Below are 25689 nucleotides of genomic sequence, written 5' to 3'. Positions count from 1 at the left end.
ACAATCAGTCCGTGATCCAGTATAATTTTACGGTGGTGCCCAAGGTATTGGCGTTGATGTCACTTTCCTCATCAGAGAGCAAAACCAGCTTCCCTTCACTGATAAGATGGCTATATTGGGCAAGTAAATTTTCACCCACGACTAGCGGAATACCCTGTATCACCGGTTGAATATCAACCGTGAGCATATCCAGTACCCATCCTGCACTTTCACGCCAGATAAGGCGAAATTGCCACACGGTATCGGATAGCTTAATCGTAAATTGCTGGTTGGTGGGGGTAAGCGGTATTTCGTTAATTTCCATTAAAAAATGCGGCTCCTCGCTGTAATAGACTGCGATTATCTACGGGTTTTGGCGTTTTCATACCGGTATTACTCACGCCACTCGTTGCATTCCCTTCCCGCATATTTTTTGCATCGGTAGATTTGATATTAACCGTTTGGGTTTGGGTGATGTTAAGCTCCCGTAAGGTTAATATCGCCATCAACACGGTTTCCGTGTGTTTATGGGTGGTCACCTCAATCGCCCGAATGAGCATATTCTGGTATTTGCGCTTACCGGTTATGACATCAAACGGTTGACGGCTGGCTTGAAGCGCTAAAATTTGCTGGTAAATTTCTGGTGCGCTTAACCCTACGCTAATACCCAATTTTGATGTGTCCCAAAAATCCAGCAGCGATCCCCCACTTGAAAAACCCACCTCCATCGTGACTTCCGCCGGACGTTTGTAAGCGTGATCGGCTATTTCCGCGCCGAGTTCAACCGGATGCTCGGTGATTTCAAGGGTGTCGTGATGTTTTTCTGAGATAATGACATCCGGCACCAGTAAACCAATTTTGCGCGAACGTTGAGAAAAAAGCGTAGAAAGCATATCCATCAGTAGGCTCGCTGGGTTAATTGTCCAATCAGTCTGGCGTTAATGCCCGTTTGTTTATCGGCAATCGCATTGGCAGTGGCGTATGGGTCAGGTGCACCTTCAACATTAATCGTGATATTCTGGTCAATGTTATTTCCCATACCCGCATTCGCGGCTTGATAGAGCATTGCCTGGCTATACGGCTGGCGACCATTTTCGTGCTCAACGATGCCAGACATGAGCGATGTCATGACCGCCGGATTAGATAGATTCAATACCGTGTCAGGGGAAATCCCTAATTTACCGGATATTTTATCAATATAGGCACGAGTATTATTTTCATTGGCGGGAGCCCAGGTGCTAATAATTTTTTCAACGGTATTTAAGCCTCTTTCAGCGTAGCGATTAAGCTGTGAAGAAAGGGCTTGTAAGCCCTCAAATGCGGTATTGAATTTGGCGAATCTTCCGTTAGGTGATTCACGTACTGCACCGCGTTGCCCAACAAAATTCAGATTACCCGGATTGTTGTTACGAATACCCCTTGGCATGTCGCCGGTAGGCACATCAGCGATATTATCTCGGATATTGCTGCCTTGATTTTTGGTTGCCCAGCTATTATCAAAACCTAGATAATCCAAACCGTTACCAATCGCGCGTTTCACCTGTCGGGTGTTGTAATCCCATGACGCGCTTGCGCTATCGCTGATATTATCTTTATCTGAAATCAGATACCCCGCATAGAGACCCCATAATTTTAGCCAAGGCGGGATAGGTAATTTGGCAATTTTGCCAAAAGCCCCTAACACCTTGCTCACCCATGCACCAGCGATAAAAATAGCCAATAGCTCAAGCGCATTTTGCCAACCACCCACCAATTGGGCGAGTGAATTCAGTTTATCACCTAACCAGGTGAAGGCGGCTTTTGTCAGATCGATTTCACTTTCCCACTTTGACCCGTCGATAAAGGATTTTCCGCCTTCTTTCCATGTCTGGTAGTCTTCCCAAAGTAACAGTAAAGCAGCAATCAGGCCGGTGATAATCCCGATGGGCGAGGCAAAGAATGCGCGATTGAGCACCCAGATAGCCGCTGCCAATCCGCTAAAGGTCGTGATGAGTTTTTTAGATTTTTCGTCTAAGTTGCGCCACCAGTCAAAAATCTGCCCGATCGCCTGACTCATTCGCCAGATAACGCGCCCCACCATTTCACCGGCTCGAATAATGCCTTTGATTATACTCGTTAATATCTTCTCAATTTTAGGAAAATTATCCAGCAGGCTTTTGCGTAGATTATCTATCTCTCGGCTCAATCCCCCTGCCAGGTTTGACCCAACCTTATCGCGCAAAATACCAAATAACCCCGTCAATCCTTTCATCGAGGTCATAAACTGGTTTGAATGTTTGGCAGCAACGTCTGCGTTAAATCCGGTTTGCTTAAGCATCCGCTGGTAATCCGCAGAAAAGGCATTAATGCCTCTACGCATTGCCATCAAGGTATTTTCATCAATACCGAGTAGTTGAGCATATTGATTGGCGCGGTAATAGGGCATCGAAGCCAGTTTATTCCCCACACGGGTGAAAATAGCGCTCATATCCTGCAAATTGCCATTGGCGTCTCGTGTTTGCACCCCAAGACGATTTAAAAATCCTTCCGCACCCGGACTATTCCTTAAAAATCGCGCCAGATTTTCAAGTGAACCGCTTGCCGCTTCTGCGCTACTGCCGGTGAGACTGGCGGCATACCCTAATGCTTTTATACCGTTAACACTGGCGCCTGTACGCTGTGACGCCCAGTACATCTTATCTAGTCCTGCCGCAATTTGCGTGGTAAATCCCACGACGGCAAGTGCAGCCCCTTCAACAGTTGCCCCCAGTTTGACAACATTGGCACTCACACCGGTAACAACGGATTGAAATTTTCGCAGGCCACTGTCATCAACCTTAAAACCGAGGCTGATGAGAAAATCCCGCAACGTTTCAACATTCGCCATGACGATTTCTCCAACGCGCAATTCGCGCTTCGTTATCCTGTTCGATGTCTATCCACTCATTCATTTCAGCTAAATCTGCCAAATCAATTGAGCCATCTTTTAATTTGTCGAATTTAATGTAGCCATACTTAACAGGAAGGCGTAAGAAGTCCTTACCATCCGGCATTGAATCGAGGGTTAATCCTGTGGTGGGAGGCTGGCTGTCTCGTCGCCTTGGGGTGCGTGAAAAAAATTACCGAGGGAGTCTCCAATCACCTGTGCCACAATCTCAAGCAGGGTCTTCAAGTCAATATCATCAAACATCAATTCGCCTTGGCGAAAAATGGGTGTCCATATCCTGGTATTTTTTCGTGAAACCACGGCTAAACAAGGGTGCAAAATCGCGTTACAATCTTCATCGTTCATTTGGGCAATGGCATTTGCCATAGCGGGTAACACCGCTGCCATTGGCATTTCCCCTTGTTGTAACTTTTGCCATTCACCCGTTAAACCGGATAACACGGGTAACAATTTTCGCGCTACCTTAAGTTGGTCAAACACACTGAGTTTTGTCGCGCGATACTCATGACCGTTAATTTCTATTTCCATTAGAATTCTCCTAATAAAGCGTCGATCTTGATGCAGTCAAAGACCCAGGCTAACGTCCCTGGCTCTTTTGCATTTTGTAAATCAGGGAGTTTTTGAAATGCGCAACTGCGCGCGGTGATGATATCGCCGGATACCGGATTACGTATCACAATCACGTTATTACCCCAAAGGGTAGATGACACGCTTTGCGCGTTATAGGCAATCATCAGTTTTTTATTAACTGGCGAAGCCTTAATCAGCGTCACAGTAATGGTGCCGGATTTTCCGCCATGTCGGGTATGCATCCCTTCACCATCAGCACCAATGGTCATGGTGTTTTTGGCCTCGGTCATCGTCACCACAATGCCTTCTTCCGAGTTCGCCGAGCCAGAACCCAAATCTATCACCCCAGTGGGGCCGGTCAGCGTGGCGGAAACATCAACAAAACTATAAGCAGCCATTTTTTCTCCTTATCGAACAATGGTGATTAAGACATCAGCGAAATGCACCGCACCCGCTAACTTACAGGCAACCTGAATCGGCGGCGCTTTGCGTTTTTCTCGCTCGGATTGCGCCTGTTCCGCAAGCGGTTGAATATAGACATAATACCCTTTGGTAAGTGTATCCTCGTTAGCCAATTGACCTATATTGCCACCGTTCCATACGCCCGGTGCGAGTAGTCCATTGGTGACCGCCTGAGCCAGGGATTGCTCAACATTGGTCAAAAGTGTCGTGCTGCCTTGCTCCGTTTGAGGGACTTTGGTGGTACTGGTATAGAGAAGATTGTACAAATTGGTTTGCACAAAATTTTGCAACCAATCCAGACCGTGGCGTTCATCGAAAAAATCACCATTAGCCATCACGCCTTCTTGTATAATGGCAATGTCGTTATCGTAATTGACAAACACGTTGCAGTTTTTGGCCGCCAGCGTATTGGCCTGTGAGGTGGTTAATGTTTCTGCTTTTATACCAGGCTCCTGTTTGAATTTGAGGGTGATCGTGGTGTTATTGCCGTTGAAGTTCACGGAAAACGCCCGACCAAAAGCCGATGCTGCCGCATAGGGTGTTGATGATGAGTATTGGGTAAACACCCGTTGATATTTCGCTTGTTTTAACACGGAGGTAATATCATCCGCTTTCGTGCTATCCAGTACGGCGGTATCTTGGGTGGTATAACCAAACACTCTGGCGCTCCCTGCTGCCCCAATAAAGTTGGCAATGCCTTTCACTTCATCGGTAGAAAGGGTAGACGTCACCACCAGTCCATACCAGTGGCTCGAAAAATCTGCCAAGGTTGTCACTGCATCAACGATAGTTTCACCGTCCATACCTGAAACCGGTGTTGCGCCGCTCTCTTGGGTGAGTTTCAACAACGCCGATAAGTCAGTGCCTGATTCTGGCGAGGAAGCAAAACCCACTGCGCTTGTTTTGCCAGCCGTATTGGAGGTGACAACAAATCGGCGATCATTACTGCTCCATGTCATCGTGGAGGTAGTCATTTTTTCACTAATTCTTGCAGCGACACCGTTTAAATTGGTTTCTTGCGAAAAATCAACCGCACTTAACTTCACGTTTTTGCCGTTAACACTGATAACCATTGCGCCGTCAGTAATGGAAGTGAAATTACTTATTGTTGATTCTTCCTCGGTTAATATGCTCCCACGCAACAAGGCTGGTGAAGCTGATTTCACCCATCGGCCAACATATAGATCGACGGGTTTTGGTGACTGCTGGTAATAGAGTGAAGCCGCCTGATACTCGGGTGCGGTTGTACCAAAATCATTGGCGACTTCCTCAATATTGGAATACGCCCATAATCGCTCAAGCGGATCGATAACGGGTGAGTCACCGACAATCAGCAGTGAACCGAAATTGCGGCTGCTTGCGGCACGTGGTGACATATCAAGCGTGACCTTAACCACCCTTGAAACGGGTAAACCTTTAGACATTTATTTTTCTCCAAAAAATGTAACGTCGGCATCTTTCACGGATTTTATGTGATAGCGACGTACCACTTTGCGACGTAGATGAACGGTGAAATCAAAACGATTTACCCACTGATTATTGATAAGCTCTGGAAACGCCCTAATTTGACTGTGGCTACCGAGTGTAAGATTGAATTTATTTAGTTCAGCATTGTTTTGACTGAGCATAATGCCATCACGAAATCGCGTGGCATAAACCATACCTTCTCTTCCGTAGAAAGAGGCCATACACGTTAAGGTTTCGTACTGCCAAAGTTCGTTTGATTCATCGCTTTGATTGACTAAGGCGGGATTCGCCTCACTCTCAATATCGATGAGGCCAAACGCACACCAGTTGGTATCAGGGGATGGCAACGGTGCCGGTTCGCGTTGCCAGCGAGGTAAAACGTGTTTTGCTGGCAACCCAGAAACGCCACAAACCCAACGCGTTAACAGGCGATCTAAGCCTTCATTATACAAAGCGTTATCATCAAAGGGCGTTAGCCAACCTGCCTCGGTACTGCTGTTATTGCTCATACGCGGTACCTCCGTCAAACGGCATCAGTTCACAATGCGCCTGAACAAATCCCGCACCATAAGCGGTGTAAGGATCGACGGATTTCACCAGATAGTTGCGCCCCTGATAAGTGACAATATCACCAATATGATGAGTTTCACCTGCAATCAATCGGGTTGTGGTCACCACCAGTATTCGACCACTCACCAGTTGACCCGATGTCCGTATTTGCGCCTCAATTGAACTATCTACAGTAACGACACCTGAAAAAGGATACGTACTTTCTTTTGTCGAAGTAATACCTTCATCATCAATCAAAATTTCCCGTCGAGTATAGGTGAGCGTAGGGTCATTAAAACGGGGATTGAGTAATACCCGCGTAACATCAAGCATTGGCATTTTTCTTTCTCACAACATAGGTAATTGAACGACGATAGATACCGGTGTCAATCAGCGGTCTCGCGTTAGTATTATCTGGCAGTAAACCGGTTCTTCGATTCTCAAGCTCTTTCGCTGCGCCTTTACGTCCTCGTCGTGCTCTGGCAGTTAATGTAACCTGAGTTCGGGATAAGCAGTAGTTATGGGAAAATAAAAATAGCTCACTTATTAATAAAAACCTTTTAAAATCAATAAAATGATAAAAAACGGAAAAATTTTTAATGATCGTAAGTTAAAAAAATAAGCTATTTTCTCTGCTAAAATCATGAAAAAGCCAAAATTAAGCACTACTTTATGTAATTATTTTAAGTTAACTAATTGAATATATAATGAAAAATTTTATATTCCTTATCCCGAACTCAGGTTAATGTACTGTCCGCCAATGGCACAAATTTGCTTTGAGTAATGACGGCTTGCACGCCTTGAACGGCGATTTGACCTGCTCGATTTAACGCTTGTTCTGCTTTATCCGGCTGAGCATCCAGAATGGCTTTAGCGGCTATTTTAAGTTCGTCGCTAGTTTTGGCGTGAACTGAACGAATACCGGGTATTAAATGTGGCCTAGCCGGAATGTTTTTAGCCGGTGAGCCAAACTCGTTGAGATAACCAATCGCTGCATTGCTAAAGGGAATGTCATTGCGATTGCTATTTTCAGCCGGAATACCCACCAGTACCTCTTTTTTGCCAAGTTGAGCGAGGGCATCAAACAATTTACCCGTGTTGTCAATGCGTAAGATGACGCCACTTTTCACAATTGCCGTCCTCCTGCGCCAAACATCAGTACCCACTGATAAAATTCCGCGCCAAAACGGGTGTTATTCCAAAATCCTGCGTTGGGGTTGAGTGTCATACTATTGTCATAACTGACACTCACTTTATCGACCGATTCCGAAGCAGCAACCCCTGAACTTGAGCCAGCAAGGCCGCCAACCTTTAAATACTGTGCATCCATGGCATAAAGCGTGAGATAATGCGCAACAAATAACCCCACCCAATAAGGAAAGACATCACTCCCTGAGACATTTTCACTGAGAAATTTGTCGGCTAAATTTAAACGAAGCTGAATTTGTGAATCAGGAAATTTAACCTCATCGTTAAACTGAGGAAAATCATTGCGGAATTGTTGGATCGTTGGCAGGTGTTTGTTCCGTTGACTCATCGATACCCTCTTTATTATTTTCAGGTTCCTGGTTGATTTCTTCTTTCCCTTTTTTCTTGGTATTCACTGTTTCTTTGGTTTGCGCTTTTACGGGATTAAGGACAATACTATGTGTCTTGGCAAACTGATAGGACGTGAGATATTTAAACGGGAAACGTGCGATAAATGTGGATCTACCTGGGACAAACTGGATCTATCTGGGACAAGTCAGAGGGATTAAGTTGCACATAGTGAAACAGAAATCATGTTTTAAAACCCATTAATTGAAACCATCCTCTTTACTGAACTATACTCAATAAACTTCAAGATGCAGGGAAAGGAAGCTTAACGGCCTTACTACCCGTGCTTTTTGCTGAATAGTCGCCTGCATCTTGAAGTATGTTGAGTATAGAATCGAATCTACTACGATTGATTTCATTTAGAGGAAGTTTCCATGACGACCAAGAACAACAATCATGATAGTTCCGACTTTACAGAGAATCCCAAAAATGACCGAGTAGTCACGTTTGAAAAAGATGCCAGCAAGGAGAATAAACCCACCCCATCGCAACAGTCAAATAACCCGCCTGGTATCCGTCCTAAAAAATGAGTGATAGCTAAACCTTAGGAGGCGTGGATGCAGTTTTAATCTTGTTCCTCCTAATTTCCACCCTAGCTATTTGCTCTGCAGGAATGTAGGTCGCCAGCGCCCCCCAGGAGTCATCGATCACACCAGCAAACTCGCGCCATTCATCACTATCTGGTGCGCTATGGTGTGTTACATAAAGAATGACGTCTCCCGTATTGCCCAGCGCAAACGGCCCATTAGGGAGCCCTTCAAAACGAGCCAGAGGCCGCGATAATAACCCGCTGCCATCCTTGAGAATAACAAACACTTCAGTGGCTCGGTACTCAATCTGCCCGAACAGCTGCTGCCACGCGGAATGGGTGCCATCAGACCATGAGATGTTTAAGGCGCGCATGAGCTTGTACATCCATCTACGCCCGTATTTACGCCATACGGCTCCTGTTATTATTGCGGTAACCAGCGCTACAAGGGTTGACCAGTAAACCGCATATACGGTGACGGATTCATAAGCGGTTGCAGATATAAGACCAAAAACTAATGTCGAAAACGTTATGTCAACGGTTTTGTGGTGCTCTTTCAGACCAACATTGGCAATAAAGTATCCAACATAGCCAGAAGCCAGCGTCACCAATGTTGCCCAGGGCAGATTTAGCAGTGATGAATCGAGCATATGAAATATCCTTCTATTGTTTGGTTAGCATTAAACCAATGCTCACTATCTGGTGTATAGGTTATATTTTTCTCTCCGACGTTTCACTATGTGAAACGAGAAACAGTCATCGAGACGGCTTATCTTCATCTTCAAACAGATTGCCCTGGATGCGAGCAATTTCTTCTTTTTTAACCCGTTTTATCACGGAATAAATCCACTGTAGCGAGACTTCGTACTTGCGTGCCAGGGCGCGGTGGTTATGGCCATTGAAGTCGGCAAATATCTCCCGGTCGCGCTGGTTTATTTTCCACATCAGCCCCATCGGGAAATAGACATTTTGCCCGCCCCATACCGCCATCATTTGACTGGCGACGGCATCGCCTATCTGGCTGGCAACAGCGGGGTCAACATCGATAATCTGTCTGACGATCTGCGCCGTGTGGTCGGCCAGCTCAACCAGTAACTCCGGCCCTTTACTGCGAAAGGTATGCTCTAGCATGAGGTTGTCCTTGCCACGCGTTTTTGCCACTGCTTGAGTTTCTCGATAACCTGGCTGGCCTGTTGGCTATCTAGCCAGTAAGGCGAATCACCGCCGGTTTCCCGTTTAACAAAGTGGGCCAGGGCTGTTGCTGACGCATCCCGGACAATGCCCTCATCGGCCATTGCCTGCCACAGGGCCTGCATTTTCTGGATTTGCGGACGGTCGGTCTGCTTTTTCGTCGTGGGTTGAGTCGGCTGGATACGAAAACCTTTGGCTTTTAGGGCGTTTAACACTTGCGCCAGTTGACCGATATTCAGGGCTTTTGCTGATGTTTTCCTCGTTAGCCTGTGCAGCATCTGGCGGTAAGTCGTGTCATCCAGTTTGAGGTGGTGGGCGGCAATATGGATTAACTGCAGGTATTTTTGTCGGGTCATCGGAGGCGTCCTTTATCGTTGTGGTCGGGGTCAGGATTCCTTATGCCATGAATAAAAAAATAATCCTTCGGGTTTTGAAGGATTATAAAATGAATATCGTTATTATACAATTGAATGCAGTAAACGCCGCTTTTCCGCTATGACTTCTTCACGCAAATCGCCTTGGCATCCATATCCTTGAAGGTTTCAAATTTTTCTGCGAACTGTTTGGCGGCCTGTTGACAGGCGGTTGCCGTGTCAAACGCCTGTGTATGCAGCGTGGAAAAAGCATTACCGGCATAGGGACTGGCGTATAGGGCTAAAATTAATATCCACATGATAATTTATCCTCTTTCACTGAATTAAGGTCGGATGTTCAATAAAACAAAGGCTGACCGCAATGAACACCAAGAAACCGGCAAACAGGCGGTTTTGTTGTTTGCGGGTTTCGGGCGATTGAAAATAAGGCCGCAAGCGGGCGGCAATGAGCGCGTAAAGCGTCATCATCAGCGCATCGACCATTACCATCGTCAGAGTCATAAGGGTAATTTGTGGCCCTAACGATTGGGACGGATTAAGAAAGACCGGTAGTGTGGCAAGTAGGAAGGCGAGCGCTTTGGCGTTGGTGATATCGGTCAGAAAACCCCAGCAGAACCGTTGCGCACAGCGGGTCAATGTCACGACATCGTAAGCATCCATGATGACTGGTGCGCGCCAGGTTCGGTAGGCGGCAAACAGTAGCCAGAGTACGCTAATGCCTTTCAGTAACAGCCAGGCTGTCGCTGAAGCGCGCAACGCTTCCGTGCCTAGTGCCACAATGGGTACCATCAAGCCTAATGCGGTCGCCTGACCGGCAATAAGCGGTAGCGTCTTGCACCATCCCCGCTGGAAGGCATGGTTAAGCGTGAGGATAGCGCCAGCGCCGGGTAATACGGCACTGAGCAAGGCACCGCCTAAAAAAACTAACCAAAGGTCAAGGTTCATGGTTTATTTACCTCGTGCGTTTGATGATGGGGTGGTGTTGATGGCGACTTTGCCGTGATACCTTTTAGCGGCACGACATCCCAATTAAGTACCCAGGCGCTATACCGCTGTCCGCAGTGTGGACAGGTCAGTAACAGGTCAATCCCCCACTCGCCGCTTTCCGGTTGTTGGATGATCTCGGCCTGGGTAGGATTCAGGCGTCGCGTTGCCTGATGGCAGCTGATGCAGGTAATGGTCATAACGTGTTTTCCTTATCTAAGGCGACGATGAGTTCGGCCAATATCTCGAAGGCATTTTGAAATTCACAATACGCGGCGGCAGAATGGTCTGCCTGCAGGTGATGCATGGCGCGGTTTATGTGCCTTTCAATTTGGCGGCGCAGAGGTTTTATTTCCTGATAGCTCATGAGGTCACCTCCTGCTCGAAGGGCGTAATAATGAAATCCTCAAGCTGATTGCGAAACGTAATGCCGGGAATATTCAGTCGCTGGATAGTGTCCTGATTTTTGAGCAGGGCATTTTTATCAAGCTGTGCTTTGCGAATAATGCAGTCGGTCTGTCCGTTTTCTTCCAGCGCCTGAATGATATCATCCACCCCTTTTACCGAAACGGACGGTGGGCGGTTACGCCATGACACCTCGCCGGTTATCAGGTTGGCGGTTTTGGTTTTGCCGTTTTGGGTAAGCGCCTCACGGTTGGCCTCGCACCAGGTCTGGATACCTCTTTGCAACAGGGTGATGCGGGCTTTCCTGGCTTCAATATCAGCCGCATGTTGATGGGTTAACCGCGCAATTTCATCATTAATCTCTGTCTCCAGTCGGGTCATTTCCCGCTGGATATCGCCCAGATTTTTAATATCGTTTATTACCTGCTCACGGGTTTGCGGCGTGCAGGCACCCGCCGCGGCTTTAAGCCGCGTTATTTTCTTTGCCATCTTTTTTACCTTTTCATTAACAACGTCGGGAATTAAACGCGCTCGAAAATAATGTCTTCCAGGGCGTCACTGTGTTGAATATGCTCAAATAAATTCATGTTGTATCGGGTCGCGATTTCACCAAGACGCTGGTCTTGTTCATCAAAATCACGGCAGTTCTCGCAAATCGACAAATAGGTTTCATCGTCCTGTTCCGGCATATCGACGGTCTTTGCCAAATAAACCGATTGGCGAGCGGTAATACGGACAGGGCGTGTTGTCATGATTAACGTACCTCCCAGGTGATTCGGCAGTTATCTTGCAGGAACTGGTATTTTTCCCAGCGGCCCTGACGGTCAGTACCCAGGGCATAGCGAACGGCATGGCCGTTTTTATATAACGCATCACACCGTCGGTCATGCAGCAGGGTAAGGGTCGGACGGCTATAGCCATCAACGGTAAACTGACTGACGATAAAACCTTCCTGGCTGAGTTTATCCATCACCGACAGGCATTGCCTGAACTGCTGCTGGATGGCCTGGTAGGTCATCGCTGACGGGTTTTTAATGGTCACGGCGGGGTTCAGCATAAAAGCCTCCTTTAATGCACACTGTGAATAATATTGGCGTCGATAACCGGGATGGCGTTTTGCGCGGCCAGGTTCATGGCGGCGGTCAGCAGGTTGCCGATAGCCAAGGGGTAAAGCAGGCTGACCGGCGTGTCTTTTTTCGGGCGCAGCCAGCTTAGGCGTTGACGCAGTGCCGGTATCGCATCCGGGCCAAGGACTTTGCTAAGGTCGCCGCCGACGCGTTTAAACTTGAAATCAAGAAAGTCGTTCAAGTGTTCATCTAGCGGCGGCAGGTCAATTACCTCGCAGCGCTGTACCACTTCCCTGACCGCTAACAGGCGCTCGGATAACTTGTCGCCCAGTTCGGGTTGTCCCAGCAGGACGATGGACAGCAGTTTTTTAAAGCCGTCTTCCAGCTCAAAGAAGCGTTTAAGGTGCTTTAAGGTCGGGATGGGCAGGCAATGGGCTTCTTCAATCACCAGTACATGGCTGTACCCGGCGCGGCTGCTCTCTTTTAATAGTCGGTGTAGCTGACGAAAGCGGGCCTCCGGCGAGCGTTTGAGTTTTTCCAGTGGGGCCAGGGTATGGACAATAGCCTCGGCGAGACTGGCGGCTTTCAGGGTTTTGCCCTGATGGTCGTTGTCTTCCATCGCCAGCACGTAGGGTTCAATCACCACCACCGGGGCGTTTTCCCGATAGATGCGGTCAGTCAGGTCACGTCGCAGCGTGCTTTTACCCGAGCCGGATTCACCGATAACCGCGATAAAGCCGCCATAGCTGGCGGTCTGGTACAACGCCTCGCGCACATAACGACTTTCAGGGGTTAAAAACACATCTTCATGACCTTGTACCGCGTTGTCGTCAAATGGGGCACGAAACAGCCCAAAATGCTTTTTGGTGGCAGTCAGTAATACCTGTTTTTTCAGTAACATGGTGTCTTCCTCGTTGCTAGGTGGTGTGTGCTTTTCCTTGCTGCTGGATGTGACCCCGTCAAAGCAGTCGTCCGCCGCGATGCCCTGGTCACTTAGCCAGCCACGGATGCGGTGTTTTAGTGCGTCGGTATCCTGTTTCGGCCACTGATGGTGATTGACTATTTGCGCCAGCGTCGCCTCGGAAAGGTCAAGCGCACGGGCCAGTGCTGCCTGGGTCAGGTTGTGGTGTTGTAACAGGGTTTTGAGTTTCAGCATGATGGCCTCCCGTTAACCGTGACTGGCCAGACTGACCACCACCTCGGTGGACTGGGCCATCAGCTCATCACCCAGCGCGTCGACCTGGTCAGCGGGTATGCCGTCCGGGAAGCGTTGGGTTAGCGTGGTGTAAAATTCACTGCGCCAGGTCTTGCCCGCCGCCTGGAAACGCGCGCGCAACTGTTGAACCACCACGACCGGGTTTAAACGTTCTTCAAAACGTGGCGCGCAAACCGTGGAAGCCTGGCCCTGTTTGGGCAGGTAAATGGGTGGGGTATCGCGTTCATTGTCCAGATAAGGGTTAAAGCGACCGCCCAGTGGCAGCGCTTTGGCTTTTTGCGCGGCAGCGGTTTCGGTGGGACAGGTGGTGCCATACATCGCCTGCTCGACTTCCGCCAGATGGTGTTGCGCCGGGGTGTGGGGTAATGCCTTGAAGGATTCGCCTAATGTTGGGGCATTGAGGGGAAAACCGTACTCGTCTTTCACCACTTCCGGTACCCGGTAAAAGACTTCCATGCCGTCCTCATTGATTATCACCACCTGTGCTTCACTGTCGCGCCAAGGGTTACGGACTATCTGTAGCCAATCGTTGTTACAAACACCCGGCACACCCCTAACGTCATATTCTTTGCTCCCAAATGACACGCGAAGATAGTCATTGACCTTACGGTTTTCCGGCAGACTCACCGCCAGTTCGCGGCACACTTCAACGGGTGGTGCCTTGATTAACTGCTGCGGAGTGATCCGTAGCCAGCTGTCGGTACGGGTCATGCCGGTACGGCGATGCAGCGCGGTACGGTTATACTTTTTACGCCATAACCCGACCCGGTGGTTCAGTTCATCAATATTATCGACTTGCACAAACCGCAGGCCGGATTCAAAACTACACTCCAGAATATCGCGCGCCTTTTCCACTGAGCCGGTGGCGCGGGCATTACGGGCTTTATGGGCGATAAGTTGAATACCGAGGGTTTTGCACAGGTTGCGCATCGTGGCTGAGACCAGCGCGCAGCCGGGGTCGGTATAAAGGATACGCGGTACACCATGTAATACGTCGGCCCCACTGCGCTCCTGCATGGCATTAATCAGCACATCGGTAAAGTTTTGTGCCGTTTCGCCGCCGAAGCGGTACTCGGCGTAAATCCAGCCGCTGGTGTGGTCGGTCAGTTCAAATGACCAGACGCGGTCATTGACAATACGGGCCAGATTTTTGGGCTTGTTCTTGTTAAACTCGGCCTCACTCATCATGCGCAGGCCGCTATCGCGCGTGGTGCGCCCTTTGGCGGGATTTTTCAGGTAATAGAGCACACACAGCGACGCATCCAGCTGCCAGACATGATTGGGATGCCCGGTTTTTAATTGAACGCACGGGGCAGGTACCCGTAACTGGTTGGGATGCAGGCGATAATGGTACAGTGCCCGGCTGATGGCATCGACCGACAGCGGAAACCACTCGCCAGTTTCATTATCAATATACCCGGCATCAATCAGGTTGTTCGCCCGCAGGTCATTAACCGTTTGCTGTAGACTGTAGAGGCGTTTACCATTATTGCGTTCAGATTCCATGATGACGCCGGATATCAGCAGGGCTTCGTCGCGTGTCAGGGCGCTGGTACCATAATCCACCCGCTGCTTGCGCGGCGGTTTATAACTGACCTGTTTGATTTTTCGCAGCAGCGTGGCTTTGGAAATACCGAGTGCCTGACAGCCTGTCTGATACACCGCGTCTTTGCCGCCATGCCCGGCTCTTTCAGCAGTCTGGGCAATGGTTAACAGACGTTCGGTCAGGATGGGGTTCATTGCACCACCTCCTCGACATTATCCTGTCCGGTGCCGCGCAGGTGTTCCGGTAACTGAAAATCCGCATCGTCGGCATCCGCATCGGCTTTTGTCCAGTCAGGCACCAACGCTGATACTGCGTGGTGGGGTAACGAAAAATCACTACGTAACACATTGATTTCAAACTCAATATCATTAAGCAAGCCCGCTAAATAGTCGGCGTGGGATGTGATATCACCACTGTGGCTGCTCAGTTTTTCCAGCCCTTCCCGAAAGCGCCCCATTAATATGGCTTTAACATCAAAGCCCACCAGGCCAATTTCTTCACGGAGCTGGCGTATGCCTTCTTCCCCTAACGGGCGATGCTGATTAAGCAGGCGTTTTTCGCTCAGTTCATTGATCTTTTGATCTTTCTCATTGGCCAGACGGCGGCTGGCTTCAAGTGACTTTTCCGTTTTACGCAGTTTTGCTTTTAGTTCCCGCACCGACATGCGATCAACTTCGTCTAGCGTCAAGCCCGCAATGGTGCCGCCTTCGGCCAATTCCGCCAGATCATCGTCGTCTTCCAGCATGAGTTCATAGAGTTTTGAACGGCCTAAACCTGAAAACGTATTCACCTTTGACTCAAGTGTCGGTGAAAGATATTTCAATGCTGCTTGTGCCATTTTTCGTGCTATTCGATATTCAAGACCTAACTGCTCTTGTACTATCTTCATGAATGTTCCATGTGGCTCATTCTCCTTAAGAATAATCAGCCGTTTCCCCGCCTCCAGCATGGCTTCGGCACTTTGTGCCATATAGAAGCGCGCTTCATGCACAATGCGCTCGCGTTCATAGGGCAACCCCTCGCCGTACTTATCCATAATGGCCTGCTGATGTTCAGCCAGGGCATTAAGGTTGTTCATTAAATCCGGTGCCAAAGGCTGTTCGGGGGCAATTTCAGCCGTTATCGGTAACGCTTTTCTACCCATTATTTTTTCCTCTTACGGTTTTGACGCTGATGCTACGCAGCGGCCATGCCTTTCTGCCATCTTGATTTGCGCCCGTTCGGTTTCATCAAAAAAGGCCAGGGCAATCTGTATCAATTCCTCACCGAGGCCGTAATTCCCATTGAAGCGCTTCTCAATCATTCCTTCTTCCACTAAAAATGGCAGGGTGCGACTGATATTGGCCGCAGAGTCATTGATTAGCGCCGCCAGGGCTTTATTGGACAGGCCATCGCGGTAATGCCCTTTCATGGCTTTCAAAATACGCAGCGCCCGTCGTGTGCGTGAAGAAGGGTGCAGTAATAAGGTGTTTTTCATCGGATGCCTCTTTTTCATTAATGGAAATTGTGTTACCGTCAGTGAAACGGGCGAATGTTATTTTTTATGGCGCTTTTTTCCCGATGGCATGGGAGAACCCATTATCTGTTCAATCGCCTGTTTGATTTTGCGGGCTTCCCCGCGCCAGCCCTGGCAGGAGCCATCAAGCAACATATAAACCTGATAGGGTTTGAAGCCGGATTGGCGTGCCCACGCCGCCACCGTCGGGTAGTTCTGATAGACACGATCATAAAAATTGCGCTTAAAGTCGGCGGGGTGTTGCAGTGACATGGTGTTACCTCCGTCATAAAAAGTTAAAAATAAATATACAATGGCATTCAAAATAATGTAAAGTCTTTTTTGTTTGTTTTTGTATGTTCTTTATTGCCGTAAAAAACCACTGGCTGTTATCGGCCTAAAGGAGACCTGTATGGCAAAGAAAAAAGCGGCAACCAGCCTGTCTGTAACTACGGCGGACAATATCACGATTGCGGGGGGGGGGGGGGCAATTGCATACCCTGAAAAAAATGCAGAAAACAGCGCCCAACAGGAAGTAATGGCACGTTTTGGGGATGGGCTACCCTATGAACGGGAAAGGATTGTGCATGAAGCCCGCTTCTATATGGCGCAAAGTGCCGAAGCCATGCTGGAGGCGGGGAAACGGCTGATTATTCTTAAGGAGAATGAGCCACATGGAACATTCATGAAGATAGTACAAGAGCAGTTAGGTCTTGAATATCGAATAGCACGAAAAATGGCACAAGCAGCATTGAAATATCTTTCACCGACACTTGAGTCAAAGGTGAATACGTTTTCAGGTTTAGGCCGTTCAAAACTCTATGAACTCATGCTGGAAGACGACGATGATCTGGCGGAATTGGCCGAAGGCGGCACCATCGCGGGTCTGACACTGGATGATGTTGACCGCATGTCAGTCAGGGAGTTAAAGGCAGCGTTACGTAAAGATGAGGCAGCCCTTAAACGCAGTCAACAACTGGTCGCCGAAAAAGAGAAGCAACTGCAACAGCTAAGCCAGCAACTGGCGGGCAAAACCTCGTCGGTTGCTGCAAGCGATGAACAAACACCCGTTGATGCACAGCAGTGGGTCACGCTGACGCTAGAAGGCGTGGGAGAACGCCTCAAATCCGAGCGCCTGCGATTGGGGCTTAGCCAGGAAATCTTCGCCGAACGGTGCGGGGTTAAAAAGCTCACTCAATACAACTATGAAAAAAGCGAACGACATCCTGATGCGGGCTACTTAATCGCGGCGAAAGCGTTAGGAGTCGATCTTCTTTATGTGATGACTGGTGAGCGCAGCGATGAAGCCAGTGCGCTCGATGTAGTGCGGGATGAGGAAGAGGCAGAGGTATTAACTGCCTTTCGACATATTCCGGGTGAAACCCGCGAAGTGGCTAAACGCACCCTGACAGCAATGGCAGAGAAAAAAGCCGCCCGCAGCCGCGCATGACCCATCCCTCTCCGTTGCAGTGGAGAGGGTTATTTGACGGTAATAATCAGCTCACGTCGTTGGGTGGGCTGATTACTGCTAAGGCTATACCGAATCGGGACGCTCTCCATCGCAAAGCCTCGAAACACTGCCCGCATCTCGGGAATATCATTAACCGAAATAATCATCATGCCCGCTAGGTCTCGTCCCATCCCCGCCAGTTTTTCATATTGCGCCAGACCAAAATCCACGCCATAGCCCTCGGTCCCCCAATACGGCGGGTCGCAGTAAAACAGCGTGTGCGGACGGTCATAACGGGCAATGCAGCTGGCCCAGTCCAGCTGTTCTATGGTGGTGCGTGATAACCGCAGATGCGCGAGCGACAGCTCTTCTTCCATGCGTAACAGATTCAGGCGTGGCCCCGTGGTGGTAGTCACGCCAAAGGTGTGCGCCGCCACCTTACCACCGAACGCCTGTTTTTGCAGGTAGTAGAAGCGGGCTGCCCGCTGGATATCGGTTAAGGTCTCGGTCGGGGTCATTTTCAACCAGTGATACATCGCCCGGCTGACCAGCGCCCATTTAAACTGGCGCATAAACTCTTCCAGATGGTGTTTCAGCACCCGATAGAGATTGACCAGCTCACCGTTGATATCGTTGATGACCTCCGCTTTGCTGGGTGACTTCATAAAGAAGAGCGCCGCTGCGCCACAAAACGGCTCGACGTAGCAGGTATGCGCCGGGAAGCGCGGTAAAATCTGTTTTGCCAGCCGCCGTTTACCGCCCATCCAGGGCAGTATCGGTAAAAAATATTGTTGCATTCACTGTAAGCCTTTTTCACTAATGGAAATTCGTGTAGACTCTTTCCTGTTCTCGAGAACGGAAAGCGCCACGGTTGACTCACAGGGCGGGTCGCGCTTTTTCCCTTGCCCCATTCGGGGCAATTGCTGAGCGTAATCTAGCGACTACCGGCTATCCCCACTAGTAAACCGCTTTAAAAGCGATTGGCGCACTGCCTTGTCACACTGTCTGCCTGATATTGAGGGAGACCGCCATGAAAACCCGAAAAAAATTGATGTTACCCCCCTTTAAAACCCCACGCCTCGGCGGCTGGTTGCTCACTGCGGCTGGTTTGTTGCTGGTGATTGGCCTGGTCTCACCGCAGCAATTGCCGGTGGTGCTCTACAAGCTGGCCTTAATCACCCTGGCGGCAGTCGTGGGTTACTGGCTTGACCGTTCGCTGTTCCCCAAGGCCCGCCCCGGTCAATATCTGCACCATGACCACCCGGAGGTGGCACAGGGTCGACATCCGGTACGCGGCGGCTGCCATCAGGTGTTTGCGGCAGCCCAACTGCGTCGCGCGGTGATTGTGGCAGCAGTGTGTCTGAGTGTGGCGATGGGGTTATGACCATGAACCGCTATCAACGTCCGCAGGGCGACCCCGGATGGCTGTTATTCCTTTTGCTGATAGTGCTCCTTGGTGGCGCGCTTGATGCCGATGCGGCGCGTCCCCCACAAGCCGCACTGCCATACCGGGCTGAGCTGATACGCAACGCCCGTCTGGTGTGGGGGCTTAATGCGCCAGTGGCGGATTTTGCCGCCCAGATTGAGCACGAAAGTGGCTGGCAGCCGGCCATCACCAACCGTATCGGTGCGCAGGGTCTGGGGCAGTTTATGCCCGCGACCACGGCCTGGATTGGGGAGGTAATGCCGGCACTGGCGGCCAAAGCGCCACTCAATCCCAGCTGGAGTTTACGTGCGGTGGTGAGTTTTGATAACTAGCTATGGCAACGATTATCGGCGGTCAATCGCTGTGAACGTATGGCGATGACCCTGTCGGCCTACAACGGCGGTTTGGGCTGGGTGCAGCGTGACCTTCAGTTGGCCAAACGTCTCGGTCACGACAGTGGGCGCTGGTTTCACCACATTGAACGGGTCAATGCCGGACGTCGCGTGAGTGCCTGGCGTGAGAATCGCCATTATCCCCGCCGTATTTTAAAAAGCCTGGCACCGCGTTACCTGACCTGGGGAGGGGCAAGCTGTGTTTAGTGCAGTCAGCCTGAAAAGCCTCGGCGGGGTTCTGGTAATGGCGCTGCTGTCGGGTATCTGGTGGCACGGCTACACGCAAGGCGCAGGTCGCGCAACCGAACGGTGCGTGGCAACCCTCAGTCAGCTGCGCGAGACGTTTGCCATGCAGGAAAAACAGCGCGCCGAGCAGGCCGCGCAAAGCCTGCAAGCCCTGCAACAACGATTTGCCCATCAGGTGAAGCTGGCGCATCAGGCTGAACAGGACTACCTGAATCGCATTGCGCAACTTCGTGACAAAACCCAACACTTAACAAGGCGGATAGAGGATGTTACCCAACATTGGCGGGATGAAAAAGGCCAGCCTCATGCTATGTCCTGCGTATTTACTCGTGGCTTCGTGCAGCACTACAACGCCGCCCTCGGGCTGTCAGACGTTGATGGTTCAGGCGTTGCCGCCCTTACCGGCGGCACTGGCAACCCGACCCGGTCAGCTGAGACCCCTGGCGAGCGACACACCCCGAGTCCAGTTACCCAGCGTGATATCCTCGCCAATATCACCGACAACGGGCAGCAATGTCAGGTCTGGCGGGCACAGGTCAATGGATTACTGGATTATATTGAAGGATTAACACCATGACATTACAGGTCGATTTTTGGGTACTGGTGAGCTATCTGTTTGGGCTGGCGGGCTTTCTCGCGGGGCTGGCCCGCTGGTTTATCCGCGAGACCGAAAAGCGTCAGGCCGAACGGTTTGCATCACTGGAGCGGTTGATGCGCGAGGCGTCCGATAAAGGGGTACGCCTTGAGCGCGAGGTACTGGAATTCAAAGTGGAGGTGCCGGAACGTTACGTCCGGCGCGACGAATTTATTCATTATCAGCAGGTGGTGGAGTCCCGGTTAGACGCGATTTACCAGAAGCTGGAAACGATACAACTGCGTCAGGTGGCAGGAGGATAAGAATGATAGAGACCGAACAGGCACGCCGCGAAGGGTTGCGCTGGGTGTTACTGCAGGTGGTCAACAAGGCGCGGCCGTATCCGGCCAATGACCGGCTACTGTGGGATGTGGGCCATTCGCTTTACCCGGACATGACCATGCTGGAGCTGCAAAAAGAGTTGCTGTTCCTTGAGGGCTTCAGTCTGGTTCGCCTGACCCGACCGCCCGCACGTTCATGGACGGCCACGCTGACGCCGGAAGGGGTCAATCTGGTGGAATACGTCACCGACGATATCCCCGGCATTGCCCGCCCGGCCAAATACTGGAGGGAGTGACGATGGCACCGCGCAGTCATATCGAAGTCTTGCCCGTCTCGGTGCGTGAATGGCTCGACCGGGCGCTGACCGAGCGTAATTTCAGTGGCTACCGGGAGCTGGAAGCCTTGCTGCGTGAGAAAGGCTATAGCATCGGTCGGGCGCAAATTTCTCGTTATGGCCAGAAGGTACAACGCCGCTTTGCCGCCATTCGTGACGCGACTGAAGCGGCGCGGCAACTGACCAAGGGTGCGCCCGATGACCAGGATACCCGCTCAGAATCCATTATGGCGTTGGTGCAGACTGAATTACTCAATAGCCTGCTGGAGGCACAAACCATCAAGGAAGAAGCGGGGTCGCCGGTTGAACGGGCTGAACGTTTTGCCCGCATGGCGAAAAATTTGGCCCCGATTATTCATGCCAGCGTCAGCCTGAAAAAACTGCAAGGCCAGCTTAAAAAAATCAGCGCGGAAATGGCCACGCTGGAGCAGGAAGCAGCGCAGCAAGGCAAGGGACATGTCAGTCTGGAGACCCTGAAGCGGGTGCGTGAAGAAATTTATGGGATTATCGCATGAGCAAAAATGCTGAACTCTACCCTTACCAACAGCACTGGCTGCTCGACCGGTCGCGCTTTAAAATCGGCCAGTTTGCCCGTCAGACCGGCAAAACCTTTACCACCACGCTAGAGCTGGTTGACGACTGCTTTGAGACCGAGGCCCGTGGCGGTCGCACCCGCTGGGTCATTCTCTCGCGCGGTGAGCGCCAGGCCAAAGAGGCGATGGAAGAAGGGGTGAAAAAACATTGTCAGGCCTACGGTCTGGCTATCCGTGAAATTGAAGGCAGCGTAAAAGGCCCAGGCAGCGAACGTTACACCCTGCTGGAGGCGGTGCTGCCCGGCGGCTCACGCATTACTGCACTCCCGGCTAACCCCGATACGGCGCGCGGCTTTGCCGCTAATGTGTTTCTCGATGAATTTGCCTTTCATGCCGACAGTCGCAAAATCTGGGCGGCGCTTTTTCCGGTGATATCGAACGGCTACAAGCTGCGCGTCACCTCCACCCCCAATGGCAAGGGCAACAAGTTTTATGAGCTGATGACCGACCCGTCGCTGGACAGCGTCTGGTCGCGCCATCGGGTCGATATTTACCAGGCGGTCAAAGACGGCCTGCCACGGGATGTGGCCGCCCTCAAACAGGCGCTCAATGATGAAGACGCCTGGGCGCAGGAATTTGAACTGCACTGGCTGGATGAAGCCGCCGCCTGGCTTTCCTATGACCTGATTGATGGCGTTGAACACCCGCAGGCGGGCAAGCCTGAGCACTATCAGGGTGGCCCCTGTTTTGTCGGTATCGATATCGGTCTGCGCCATGACCTGTTTGTGATATGGGTGATTGAACAGGTGGGCGATGTGTATTGGACGCGCGACATCATTACCCGCAAGCGTGCCCCCTTTGCCGAACAGGATGCGCTGCTCGATGCGGTCTTTGCCCACTACCGGGTACTGCGGTGCTGCATCGACCAGACTGGTCTCGGCGAAAAGCCGGTGGAAGATGCCAAACGCCGTCATGGCAGCACGCGGGTCGAAGGGGTGTTATTCACGCCCAGCAACAAGCTGACGCTGGCAACACGCGGTAAAGAGGTGTTTGAAGACCGGCGCTTGCGTTTGCCGCAAGGAGACGGGGCGCTACGGGCCGATTTGCATAAACTGAAAAAAGTGATGAGTCCGACTGGCGCGCCGCGTTTTGTGGCCGAGAGCGATGCCGCCGGGCACGCTGACCGTGCCTGGGCGCTGTTTTTAGCGCTTAACGCTGCCGACCAGCCGCAGGGGCCAGTACGGGCTTACTCCTGTTGCCCACGTCAGGCCTCATCCTTGCTGGAGGGATATTGATGATTGTCGATAAAAAAGCGTTGTTCAGTGACATCGCGACCCGCGCCCGCAGTCCGGCGGGCCTGGGTCAACTGTTCGGCCATTTACCCAATCCCGACCCGATATTACGCGCCAGAGGCCAGGCGATTAGCGTCTACCGCCAGTTACGCGCTGAGCCGTTGGTGGGTAGCAGTATCCGGCGGCGTAAATCGGCGGTCAAATGCCTGGAGCGCGGACTGGAGCCGGGGCAGGCACCTGCGCCTGTGGTGCGTTTTATTGAACAGAGGCTGGCACAGTGGGACATGAACCGCCTCATTGGGGAGCTGCTGGAGGCGGCCTTTTTTGGCTATCAACCCGCCGAACTGACCTGGGCAAAAGACGGTCGCCATCTGGTGGTCACCGATGTGGTGGGCAAGCCACCGGAGTGGTTTACCTTTGATACCGAGAATCGCCTGCGCTTTCAGGCCCAGCAGTCGGGACTGGCGGGCGAGTTATTACCGCCGCGCAAATTTGTGGTGGCCACGCAAGACGCCACCTTTGATAACCCTTACGGCTTTGCCGACCTGTCGCTGTGCTTCTGGCCGGTGACGTTCAAGAAGGCCGGCTGGTCGTTCTGGATGCGCTTTAGTGAAAAATACGGCACCCCCTGGGTAGTGGGGTATCATCCGCGTAGCCAGGACCAGGCGCATATCAGCCCGCTGCTGCACTCCCTCGAGCAGATGGTGCAGGATGCGGTGGCGGTTATCCCGGATGACAGCAGTATTGAATTCAAGGAGCCCGCCACCAAAGGTGCGTCGAGCCGTCTGTATAAAGACCTGATTGAGATGGCGCGCAGTGAAATTACCATTGCGCTCTTGGGCCAGAACCAGACTACCGAAGCCGAAACCAATCACGCCTCGGCCCAGGCCGGGCTGGAAGTGGCCGCCGATATCCGCGATGGCGATGCGGTGATGGTGATGAGTGCGGTGAATCAGGTGATTCGCTGGCTGGTTGAACTGAACTTTGGTGATGTGCCGGTGCCGACCTGGCGACTGTGGGAGCAGGAGACCATTGATGAGGTGCAGGCCAAACGTGACCAGAGTCTGGCGCAAACGGCAGGCTTTTTCAGCGCGCAATACTATCAGCGTGAATATGGCCTGCAACCGGGCGATTTGCTGATGGAAAGCGCGCCACACGCCACCTCTTCCGCCGCACCGCCGCTGACCTTTGCCGAGAACGACACCAAGACCGCATCCGATGCCCAGGCACAGCTTGACCGTGCCCTAGACAGCCTGATGAAAGATGGCTCGTTAGATAAGACGCTACAACCACTACTGTCACCGTTATTTCAAGCCGTACAATCCGGTGTGGCTCCCCGCGAACTGAGGGGAAAACTGGCCGCACTCTACCCCGAGATGCAGGCAGAGGCGCTACAGGAAACCCTGGCCAGGGTGATGTTTGTTGCCAACGTCTGGGGGAGGTTACATGCCGACATTCAATGATAACGCACTGACGGCACTGTTTAGCCTGCCGCCCAAACGGGCGATAGCCTACTTGAAAGCCAAAGGCTTTACCTTTTCCTGGGACTGGCAGGATGTCTGGCAGCAGGCCCATGCCCAGAGCGCGACGGTGGCCAAGGTGACACAACTGGATATTCTGCAGGACATTTATCAGGCGCTGGAAACCACCTTGGCGGAAGGCAAAACCGGCCAGTGGTTTGCTCAGGAATTGACCCCGGTACTGCAGGCCAAGGGATGGTGGGGGGAGCAGGATAGCACCGACCCCGTGAGCGGGCAGCCGGTCACGGTGCAATTAGGCAGCCCGCCGCGACTGGAGACGATTTACCGCACCAATCTCACTACCCTGTACAACGCCGGGCGCTGGGCAGAAATGCGGGAGAATGTTGCGGCGCGTCCCTACTGGATGTATGTGGCAATACGCGATAACCGCACCCGCAAAAGCCACCTGGCGCTGCATGGCCGGGTGTTTCCTGCCGATGACCCGGTATGGCGTGCACTCTACCCGCCCAATGGCTGGCGCTGTCGCTGCAGCGTGATAGCCCTGTCTGAACGGGACATCAAAGCGCGAGGACTCACGGTGGAAACGTCCGGCGACCGTCTGCGCTGGTCGTTGCAAGTCGTCTCGCGCAAAACCGGCGAAATGCAGCCGGTGGCCCAGCTGACACTTGACAATCATACGGTGTTTTCCCCGGATATCGGCTGGTCGTATAACCCCGGTGAAGGGTATCGACCGGACTTAACCCGCTATCAGGGGCCGTTACACGCCGTCGCTAGCAAAGCACTCGGGGGCACTCAATGAAACCCACTCTCCTGTCGGTTGAGATAACCGATAACGACCTGAAACAGGCGCTAAAGCGCCTGGAGAACGCCGCTTACGACCTGACCCCGCTGATGCGACGCTGGTCTGAAACGCTGAAAACCGCTACTGACCTGAACTTTGAGGCGCAGGGGCGGCCACGCTGGCAGCCGTCGGTTGCGGCCCTCGCCCGCCAGGGCATGACGCTCTCCCAGGACGGGTATTTACGCCGCAGCGTGACGCCGGACTATGATGCGCATCAGGCACGGGTCGGCACGAATCGCGTTTATGCACGTATCCATCAACAGGGCGGGAAAGCGGGGCGGGGTGGGTCAGTGACGCTGCCCCCGCGCCCTTACCTGCCGGTATCCGAGGGGGGACAGCTACAGGCTGAAGTCAAACGCCAGCTGCTCGATGAGGTGCTTGATTATTTGCAACAGGCTAGCCTCCGCTAAGCGCTGCCTGAC

38 protein-coding genes and 1 pseudogene are annotated in these 25689 nt (G+C 51.7%); 12 read left to right on the top strand and 27 right to left on the bottom strand.

Annotated elements, in window-relative coordinates; translation table 11 throughout:
• Window positions 1-4: 4 nt before the first annotated feature.
• The 11 genes from V3224_RS05875 to V3224_RS05825 form a co-directional block, all read right to left on the bottom strand.
• Window positions 5-304, bottom strand: a complete 300-nt coding sequence (locus V3224_RS05875; RefSeq protein WP_334469254.1) for a phage baseplate plug family protein — start codon at window positions 302-304, stop codon at window positions 5-7.
• Complete coding sequence (locus tag V3224_RS05870; RefSeq protein ID WP_334469252.1) at window positions 294-878, bottom strand: phage baseplate protein; 585 nt, start codon at window positions 876-878, stop codon at window positions 294-296. The genes V3224_RS05875 and V3224_RS05870 overlap by 11 nt, the downstream gene beginning before the upstream one ends.
• The gene (locus tag V3224_RS05865; protein ID WP_334469250.1) at window positions 878-2845 is read right to left on the bottom strand and encodes a lytic transglycosylase catalytic; all 1968 of its coding nucleotides are present in this window, start codon (window positions 2843-2845) and stop codon (window positions 878-880) included. The genes V3224_RS05870 and V3224_RS05865 overlap by 1 nt, the downstream gene beginning before the upstream one ends.
• Window positions 2832-3011, bottom strand: a complete 180-nt coding sequence (locus V3224_RS05860) for a DUF6889 family protein (protein ID WP_310509987.1) — start codon at window positions 3009-3011, stop codon at window positions 2832-2834. Before V3224_RS05860 ends, V3224_RS05865 begins: the two co-directional genes overlap by 14 nt.
• Window positions 3012-3022: 11 nt before the next feature.
• Window positions 3023-3433, bottom strand: coding sequence for a phage tail assembly chaperone (locus tag V3224_RS05855; protein WP_334469246.1), 411 nt, complete (start codon window positions 3431-3433; stop codon window positions 3023-3025).
• Window positions 3433-3873, bottom strand: coding sequence for a phage structural protein (locus tag V3224_RS05850; RefSeq protein ID WP_334469244.1), 441 nt, complete (start codon window positions 3871-3873; stop codon window positions 3433-3435). Before V3224_RS05850 ends, V3224_RS05855 begins: the two co-directional genes overlap by 1 nt.
• Before the next feature lie 9 nt (window positions 3874-3882).
• The gene (locus tag V3224_RS05845) at window positions 3883-5361 is read right to left on the bottom strand and encodes a DUF3383 domain-containing protein (RefSeq protein ID WP_334469242.1); all 1479 of its coding nucleotides are present in this window, start codon (window positions 5359-5361) and stop codon (window positions 3883-3885) included.
• Window positions 5362-5913, bottom strand: coding sequence for a phage neck terminator protein (locus tag V3224_RS05840; protein WP_334469241.1), 552 nt, complete (start codon window positions 5911-5913; stop codon window positions 5362-5364). It abuts the gene before it with no gap.
• Window positions 5903-6292, bottom strand: a complete 390-nt coding sequence (locus V3224_RS05835; RefSeq protein WP_334469239.1) for a head-tail adaptor — start codon at window positions 6290-6292, stop codon at window positions 5903-5905. The genes V3224_RS05840 and V3224_RS05835 overlap by 11 nt, the downstream gene beginning before the upstream one ends.
• A 398-nt stretch (window positions 6293-6690) precedes the next feature.
• Window positions 6691-7083 (bottom strand): hypothetical protein, encoded by a 393-nt coding sequence (locus V3224_RS05830; protein WP_334469237.1) that lies wholly within the window; start codon window positions 7081-7083, stop codon window positions 6691-6693.
• Window positions 7080-7490 (bottom strand): DUF4054 domain-containing protein, encoded by a 411-nt coding sequence (locus V3224_RS05825; RefSeq protein ID WP_334469236.1) that lies wholly within the window; start codon window positions 7488-7490, stop codon window positions 7080-7082. The genes V3224_RS05830 and V3224_RS05825 overlap by 4 nt, the downstream gene beginning before the upstream one ends.
• 433 nt (window positions 7491-7923) lie before the next feature.
• Between V3224_RS05825 and V3224_RS05820 the strand changes: the two genes are divergently transcribed.
• Complete coding sequence (locus tag V3224_RS05820; protein WP_334467759.1) at window positions 7924-8079, top strand: hypothetical protein; 156 nt, start codon at window positions 7924-7926, stop codon at window positions 8077-8079.
• A gap of 7 nt (window positions 8080-8086) precedes the next feature.
• Here the strand turns inward: V3224_RS05820 and V3224_RS05815 are convergent, their stop codons facing one another.
• The 15 genes from V3224_RS05815 to V3224_RS05745 form a co-directional block, all read right to left on the bottom strand.
• Complete coding sequence (locus V3224_RS05815) at window positions 8087-8728, bottom strand: hypothetical protein (RefSeq protein ID WP_334468105.1); 642 nt, start codon at window positions 8726-8728, stop codon at window positions 8087-8089.
• A gap of 106 nt (window positions 8729-8834) precedes the next feature.
• On the bottom strand, window positions 8835-9209 hold the full coding sequence (locus V3224_RS05810; RefSeq protein ID WP_334467755.1) for a Mor transcription activator family protein: 375 nt from the start codon (window positions 9207-9209) through the stop codon (window positions 8835-8837).
• Entirely contained in the window at window positions 9203-9625 is a 423-nt protein-coding gene (locus tag V3224_RS05805; protein ID WP_334467753.1) for a gp16 family protein, read from the bottom strand. Before V3224_RS05805 ends, V3224_RS05810 begins: the two co-directional genes overlap by 7 nt.
• Before the next feature lie 137 nt (window positions 9626-9762).
• The gene (locus V3224_RS05800) at window positions 9763-9942 is read right to left on the bottom strand and encodes a hypothetical protein (protein WP_334467751.1); all 180 of its coding nucleotides are present in this window, start codon (window positions 9940-9942) and stop codon (window positions 9763-9765) included.
• Window positions 9943-9958: 16 nt separating this feature from the next.
• Window positions 9959-10588, bottom strand: coding sequence for a LysE family translocator (locus V3224_RS05795; RefSeq protein ID WP_334467749.1), 630 nt, complete (start codon window positions 10586-10588; stop codon window positions 9959-9961).
• Window positions 10585-10827, bottom strand: coding sequence for a hypothetical protein (locus V3224_RS05790; protein WP_334467747.1), 243 nt, complete (start codon window positions 10825-10827; stop codon window positions 10585-10587). The genes V3224_RS05795 and V3224_RS05790 overlap by 4 nt, the downstream gene beginning before the upstream one ends.
• Window positions 10824-10994, bottom strand: a complete 171-nt coding sequence (locus tag V3224_RS05785; RefSeq protein ID WP_334467745.1) for a hypothetical protein — start codon at window positions 10992-10994, stop codon at window positions 10824-10826. Before V3224_RS05785 ends, V3224_RS05790 begins: the two co-directional genes overlap by 4 nt.
• The gene (locus V3224_RS05780; protein WP_334467744.1) at window positions 10991-11521 is read right to left on the bottom strand and encodes a host-nuclease inhibitor Gam family protein; all 531 of its coding nucleotides are present in this window, start codon (window positions 11519-11521) and stop codon (window positions 10991-10993) included. Before V3224_RS05780 ends, V3224_RS05785 begins: the two co-directional genes overlap by 4 nt.
• Before the next feature lie 32 nt (window positions 11522-11553).
• Complete coding sequence (locus tag V3224_RS05775; RefSeq protein WP_334467742.1) at window positions 11554-11784, bottom strand: hypothetical protein; 231 nt, start codon at window positions 11782-11784, stop codon at window positions 11554-11556.
• A gap of 2 nt (window positions 11785-11786) precedes the next feature.
• Window positions 11787-12089, bottom strand: a complete 303-nt coding sequence (locus V3224_RS05770) for a hypothetical protein (RefSeq protein WP_334467740.1) — start codon at window positions 12087-12089, stop codon at window positions 11787-11789.
• An 11-nt stretch (window positions 12090-12100) separates the two neighbouring features.
• Window positions 12101-13255, bottom strand: coding sequence for an AAA family ATPase (locus V3224_RS05765; protein WP_334467739.1), 1155 nt, complete (start codon window positions 13253-13255; stop codon window positions 12101-12103).
• 12 nt (window positions 13256-13267) lie between these two features.
• Window positions 13268-15055: an integrase catalytic domain-containing protein gene (locus V3224_RS05760; protein WP_334467737.1), complete on the bottom strand. Its 1788-nt coding sequence runs from the start codon at window positions 15053-15055 to the stop codon at window positions 13268-13270.
• Window positions 15052-16005, bottom strand: coding sequence for a DUF3102 domain-containing protein (locus V3224_RS05755; RefSeq protein WP_334469234.1), 954 nt, complete (start codon window positions 16003-16005; stop codon window positions 15052-15054). Before V3224_RS05755 ends, V3224_RS05760 begins: the two co-directional genes overlap by 4 nt.
• Window positions 16006-16017: 12 nt before the next feature.
• On the bottom strand, window positions 16018-16338 hold the full coding sequence (locus tag V3224_RS05750; protein WP_334469232.1) for an IclR family transcriptional regulator: 321 nt from the start codon (window positions 16336-16338) through the stop codon (window positions 16018-16020).
• Window positions 16339-16395: 57 nt separating this feature from the next.
• Window positions 16396-16629 (bottom strand): hypothetical protein, encoded by a 234-nt coding sequence (locus V3224_RS05745; RefSeq protein WP_026821883.1) that lies wholly within the window; start codon window positions 16627-16629, stop codon window positions 16396-16398.
• 139 nt (window positions 16630-16768) lie between these two features.
• On the opposite strand from V3224_RS05745, the gene V3224_RS05740 reads away from it, so the two are divergent.
• Window positions 16769-17806, top strand: a complete 1038-nt coding sequence (locus V3224_RS05740) for a helix-turn-helix domain-containing protein (protein WP_334469221.1) — start codon at window positions 16769-16771, stop codon at window positions 17804-17806.
• A gap of 29 nt (window positions 17807-17835) precedes the next feature.
• Here the strand turns inward: V3224_RS05740 and V3224_RS05735 are convergent, their stop codons facing one another.
• Window positions 17836-18603, bottom strand: a complete 768-nt coding sequence (locus tag V3224_RS05735) for a DNA adenine methylase (RefSeq protein ID WP_334469218.1) — start codon at window positions 18601-18603, stop codon at window positions 17836-17838.
• A 233-nt stretch (window positions 18604-18836) separates the two neighbouring features.
• Here V3224_RS05735 and V3224_RS05730 point away from each other — a divergent pair, with 233 nt between their 5' ends.
• The 10 genes and pseudogenes from V3224_RS05730 to V3224_RS05685 all read left to right on the top strand — a co-directional run bounded on the left by V3224_RS05730 (window position 18837) and on the right by V3224_RS05685 (window position 25677).
• Window positions 18837-19190, top strand: a complete 354-nt coding sequence (locus V3224_RS05730) for a putative holin (protein WP_334467728.1) — start codon at window positions 18837-18839, stop codon at window positions 19188-19190.
• Window positions 19187-19831: pseudogene (locus V3224_RS05725) on the top strand (transglycosylase SLT domain-containing protein). The gene V3224_RS05730 and the pseudogene V3224_RS05725 overlap by 4 nt, the downstream one beginning before the upstream one ends.
• A gap of 106 nt (window positions 19832-19937) precedes the next feature.
• On the top strand, window positions 19938-20447 hold the full coding sequence (locus tag V3224_RS05720; protein WP_334467726.1) for a hypothetical protein: 510 nt from the start codon (window positions 19938-19940) through the stop codon (window positions 20445-20447).
• Window positions 20444-20767 (top strand): hypothetical protein, encoded by a 324-nt coding sequence (locus tag V3224_RS05715; RefSeq protein WP_334467724.1) that lies wholly within the window; start codon window positions 20444-20446, stop codon window positions 20765-20767. The genes V3224_RS05720 and V3224_RS05715 overlap by 4 nt, the downstream gene beginning before the upstream one ends.
• 2 nt (window positions 20768-20769) lie before the next feature.
• A complete protein-coding gene (locus tag V3224_RS05710) occupies window positions 20770-21081 on the top strand; it encodes a hypothetical protein (RefSeq protein ID WP_334467722.1) in 312 nt (103 codons plus the stop codon).
• Between the two features lie 2 nt (window positions 21082-21083).
• Window positions 21084-21635 (top strand): DUF3486 family protein, encoded by a 552-nt coding sequence (locus tag V3224_RS05705; protein WP_334467720.1) that lies wholly within the window; start codon window positions 21084-21086, stop codon window positions 21633-21635.
• A complete protein-coding gene (locus tag V3224_RS05700; protein WP_334469215.1) occupies window positions 21632-22948 on the top strand; it encodes a phage terminase large subunit family protein in 1317 nt (438 codons plus the stop codon). Before V3224_RS05705 ends, V3224_RS05700 begins: the two co-directional genes overlap by 4 nt.
• Complete coding sequence (locus tag V3224_RS05695) at window positions 22948-24408, top strand: DUF935 domain-containing protein (RefSeq protein WP_334469212.1); 1461 nt, start codon at window positions 22948-22950, stop codon at window positions 24406-24408. The genes V3224_RS05700 and V3224_RS05695 overlap by 1 nt, the downstream gene beginning before the upstream one ends.
• On the top strand, window positions 24392-25225 hold the full coding sequence (locus tag V3224_RS05690) for a phage head morphogenesis protein (protein WP_334469209.1): 834 nt from the start codon (window positions 24392-24394) through the stop codon (window positions 25223-25225). Before V3224_RS05695 ends, V3224_RS05690 begins: the two co-directional genes overlap by 17 nt.
• On the top strand, window positions 25222-25677 hold the full coding sequence (locus V3224_RS05685) for a phage virion morphogenesis protein (RefSeq protein ID WP_334469206.1): 456 nt from the start codon (window positions 25222-25224) through the stop codon (window positions 25675-25677). The genes V3224_RS05690 and V3224_RS05685 overlap by 4 nt, the downstream gene beginning before the upstream one ends.
• Window positions 25678-25689: the final 12 nt, after the last annotated feature.

Origin of the sequence: Arsenophonus sp. PmNCSU2021_1 (assembly GCF_036919435.1) — a bacterium.
GTDB lineage: Bacteria > Pseudomonadota > Gammaproteobacteria > Enterobacterales > Enterobacteriaceae > Arsenophonus > Arsenophonus nilaparvatae.
The sequence above is the reverse complement of the archived record's forward strand: the minus strand, read 5'-3'. Positions and strand labels throughout refer to the sequence as shown.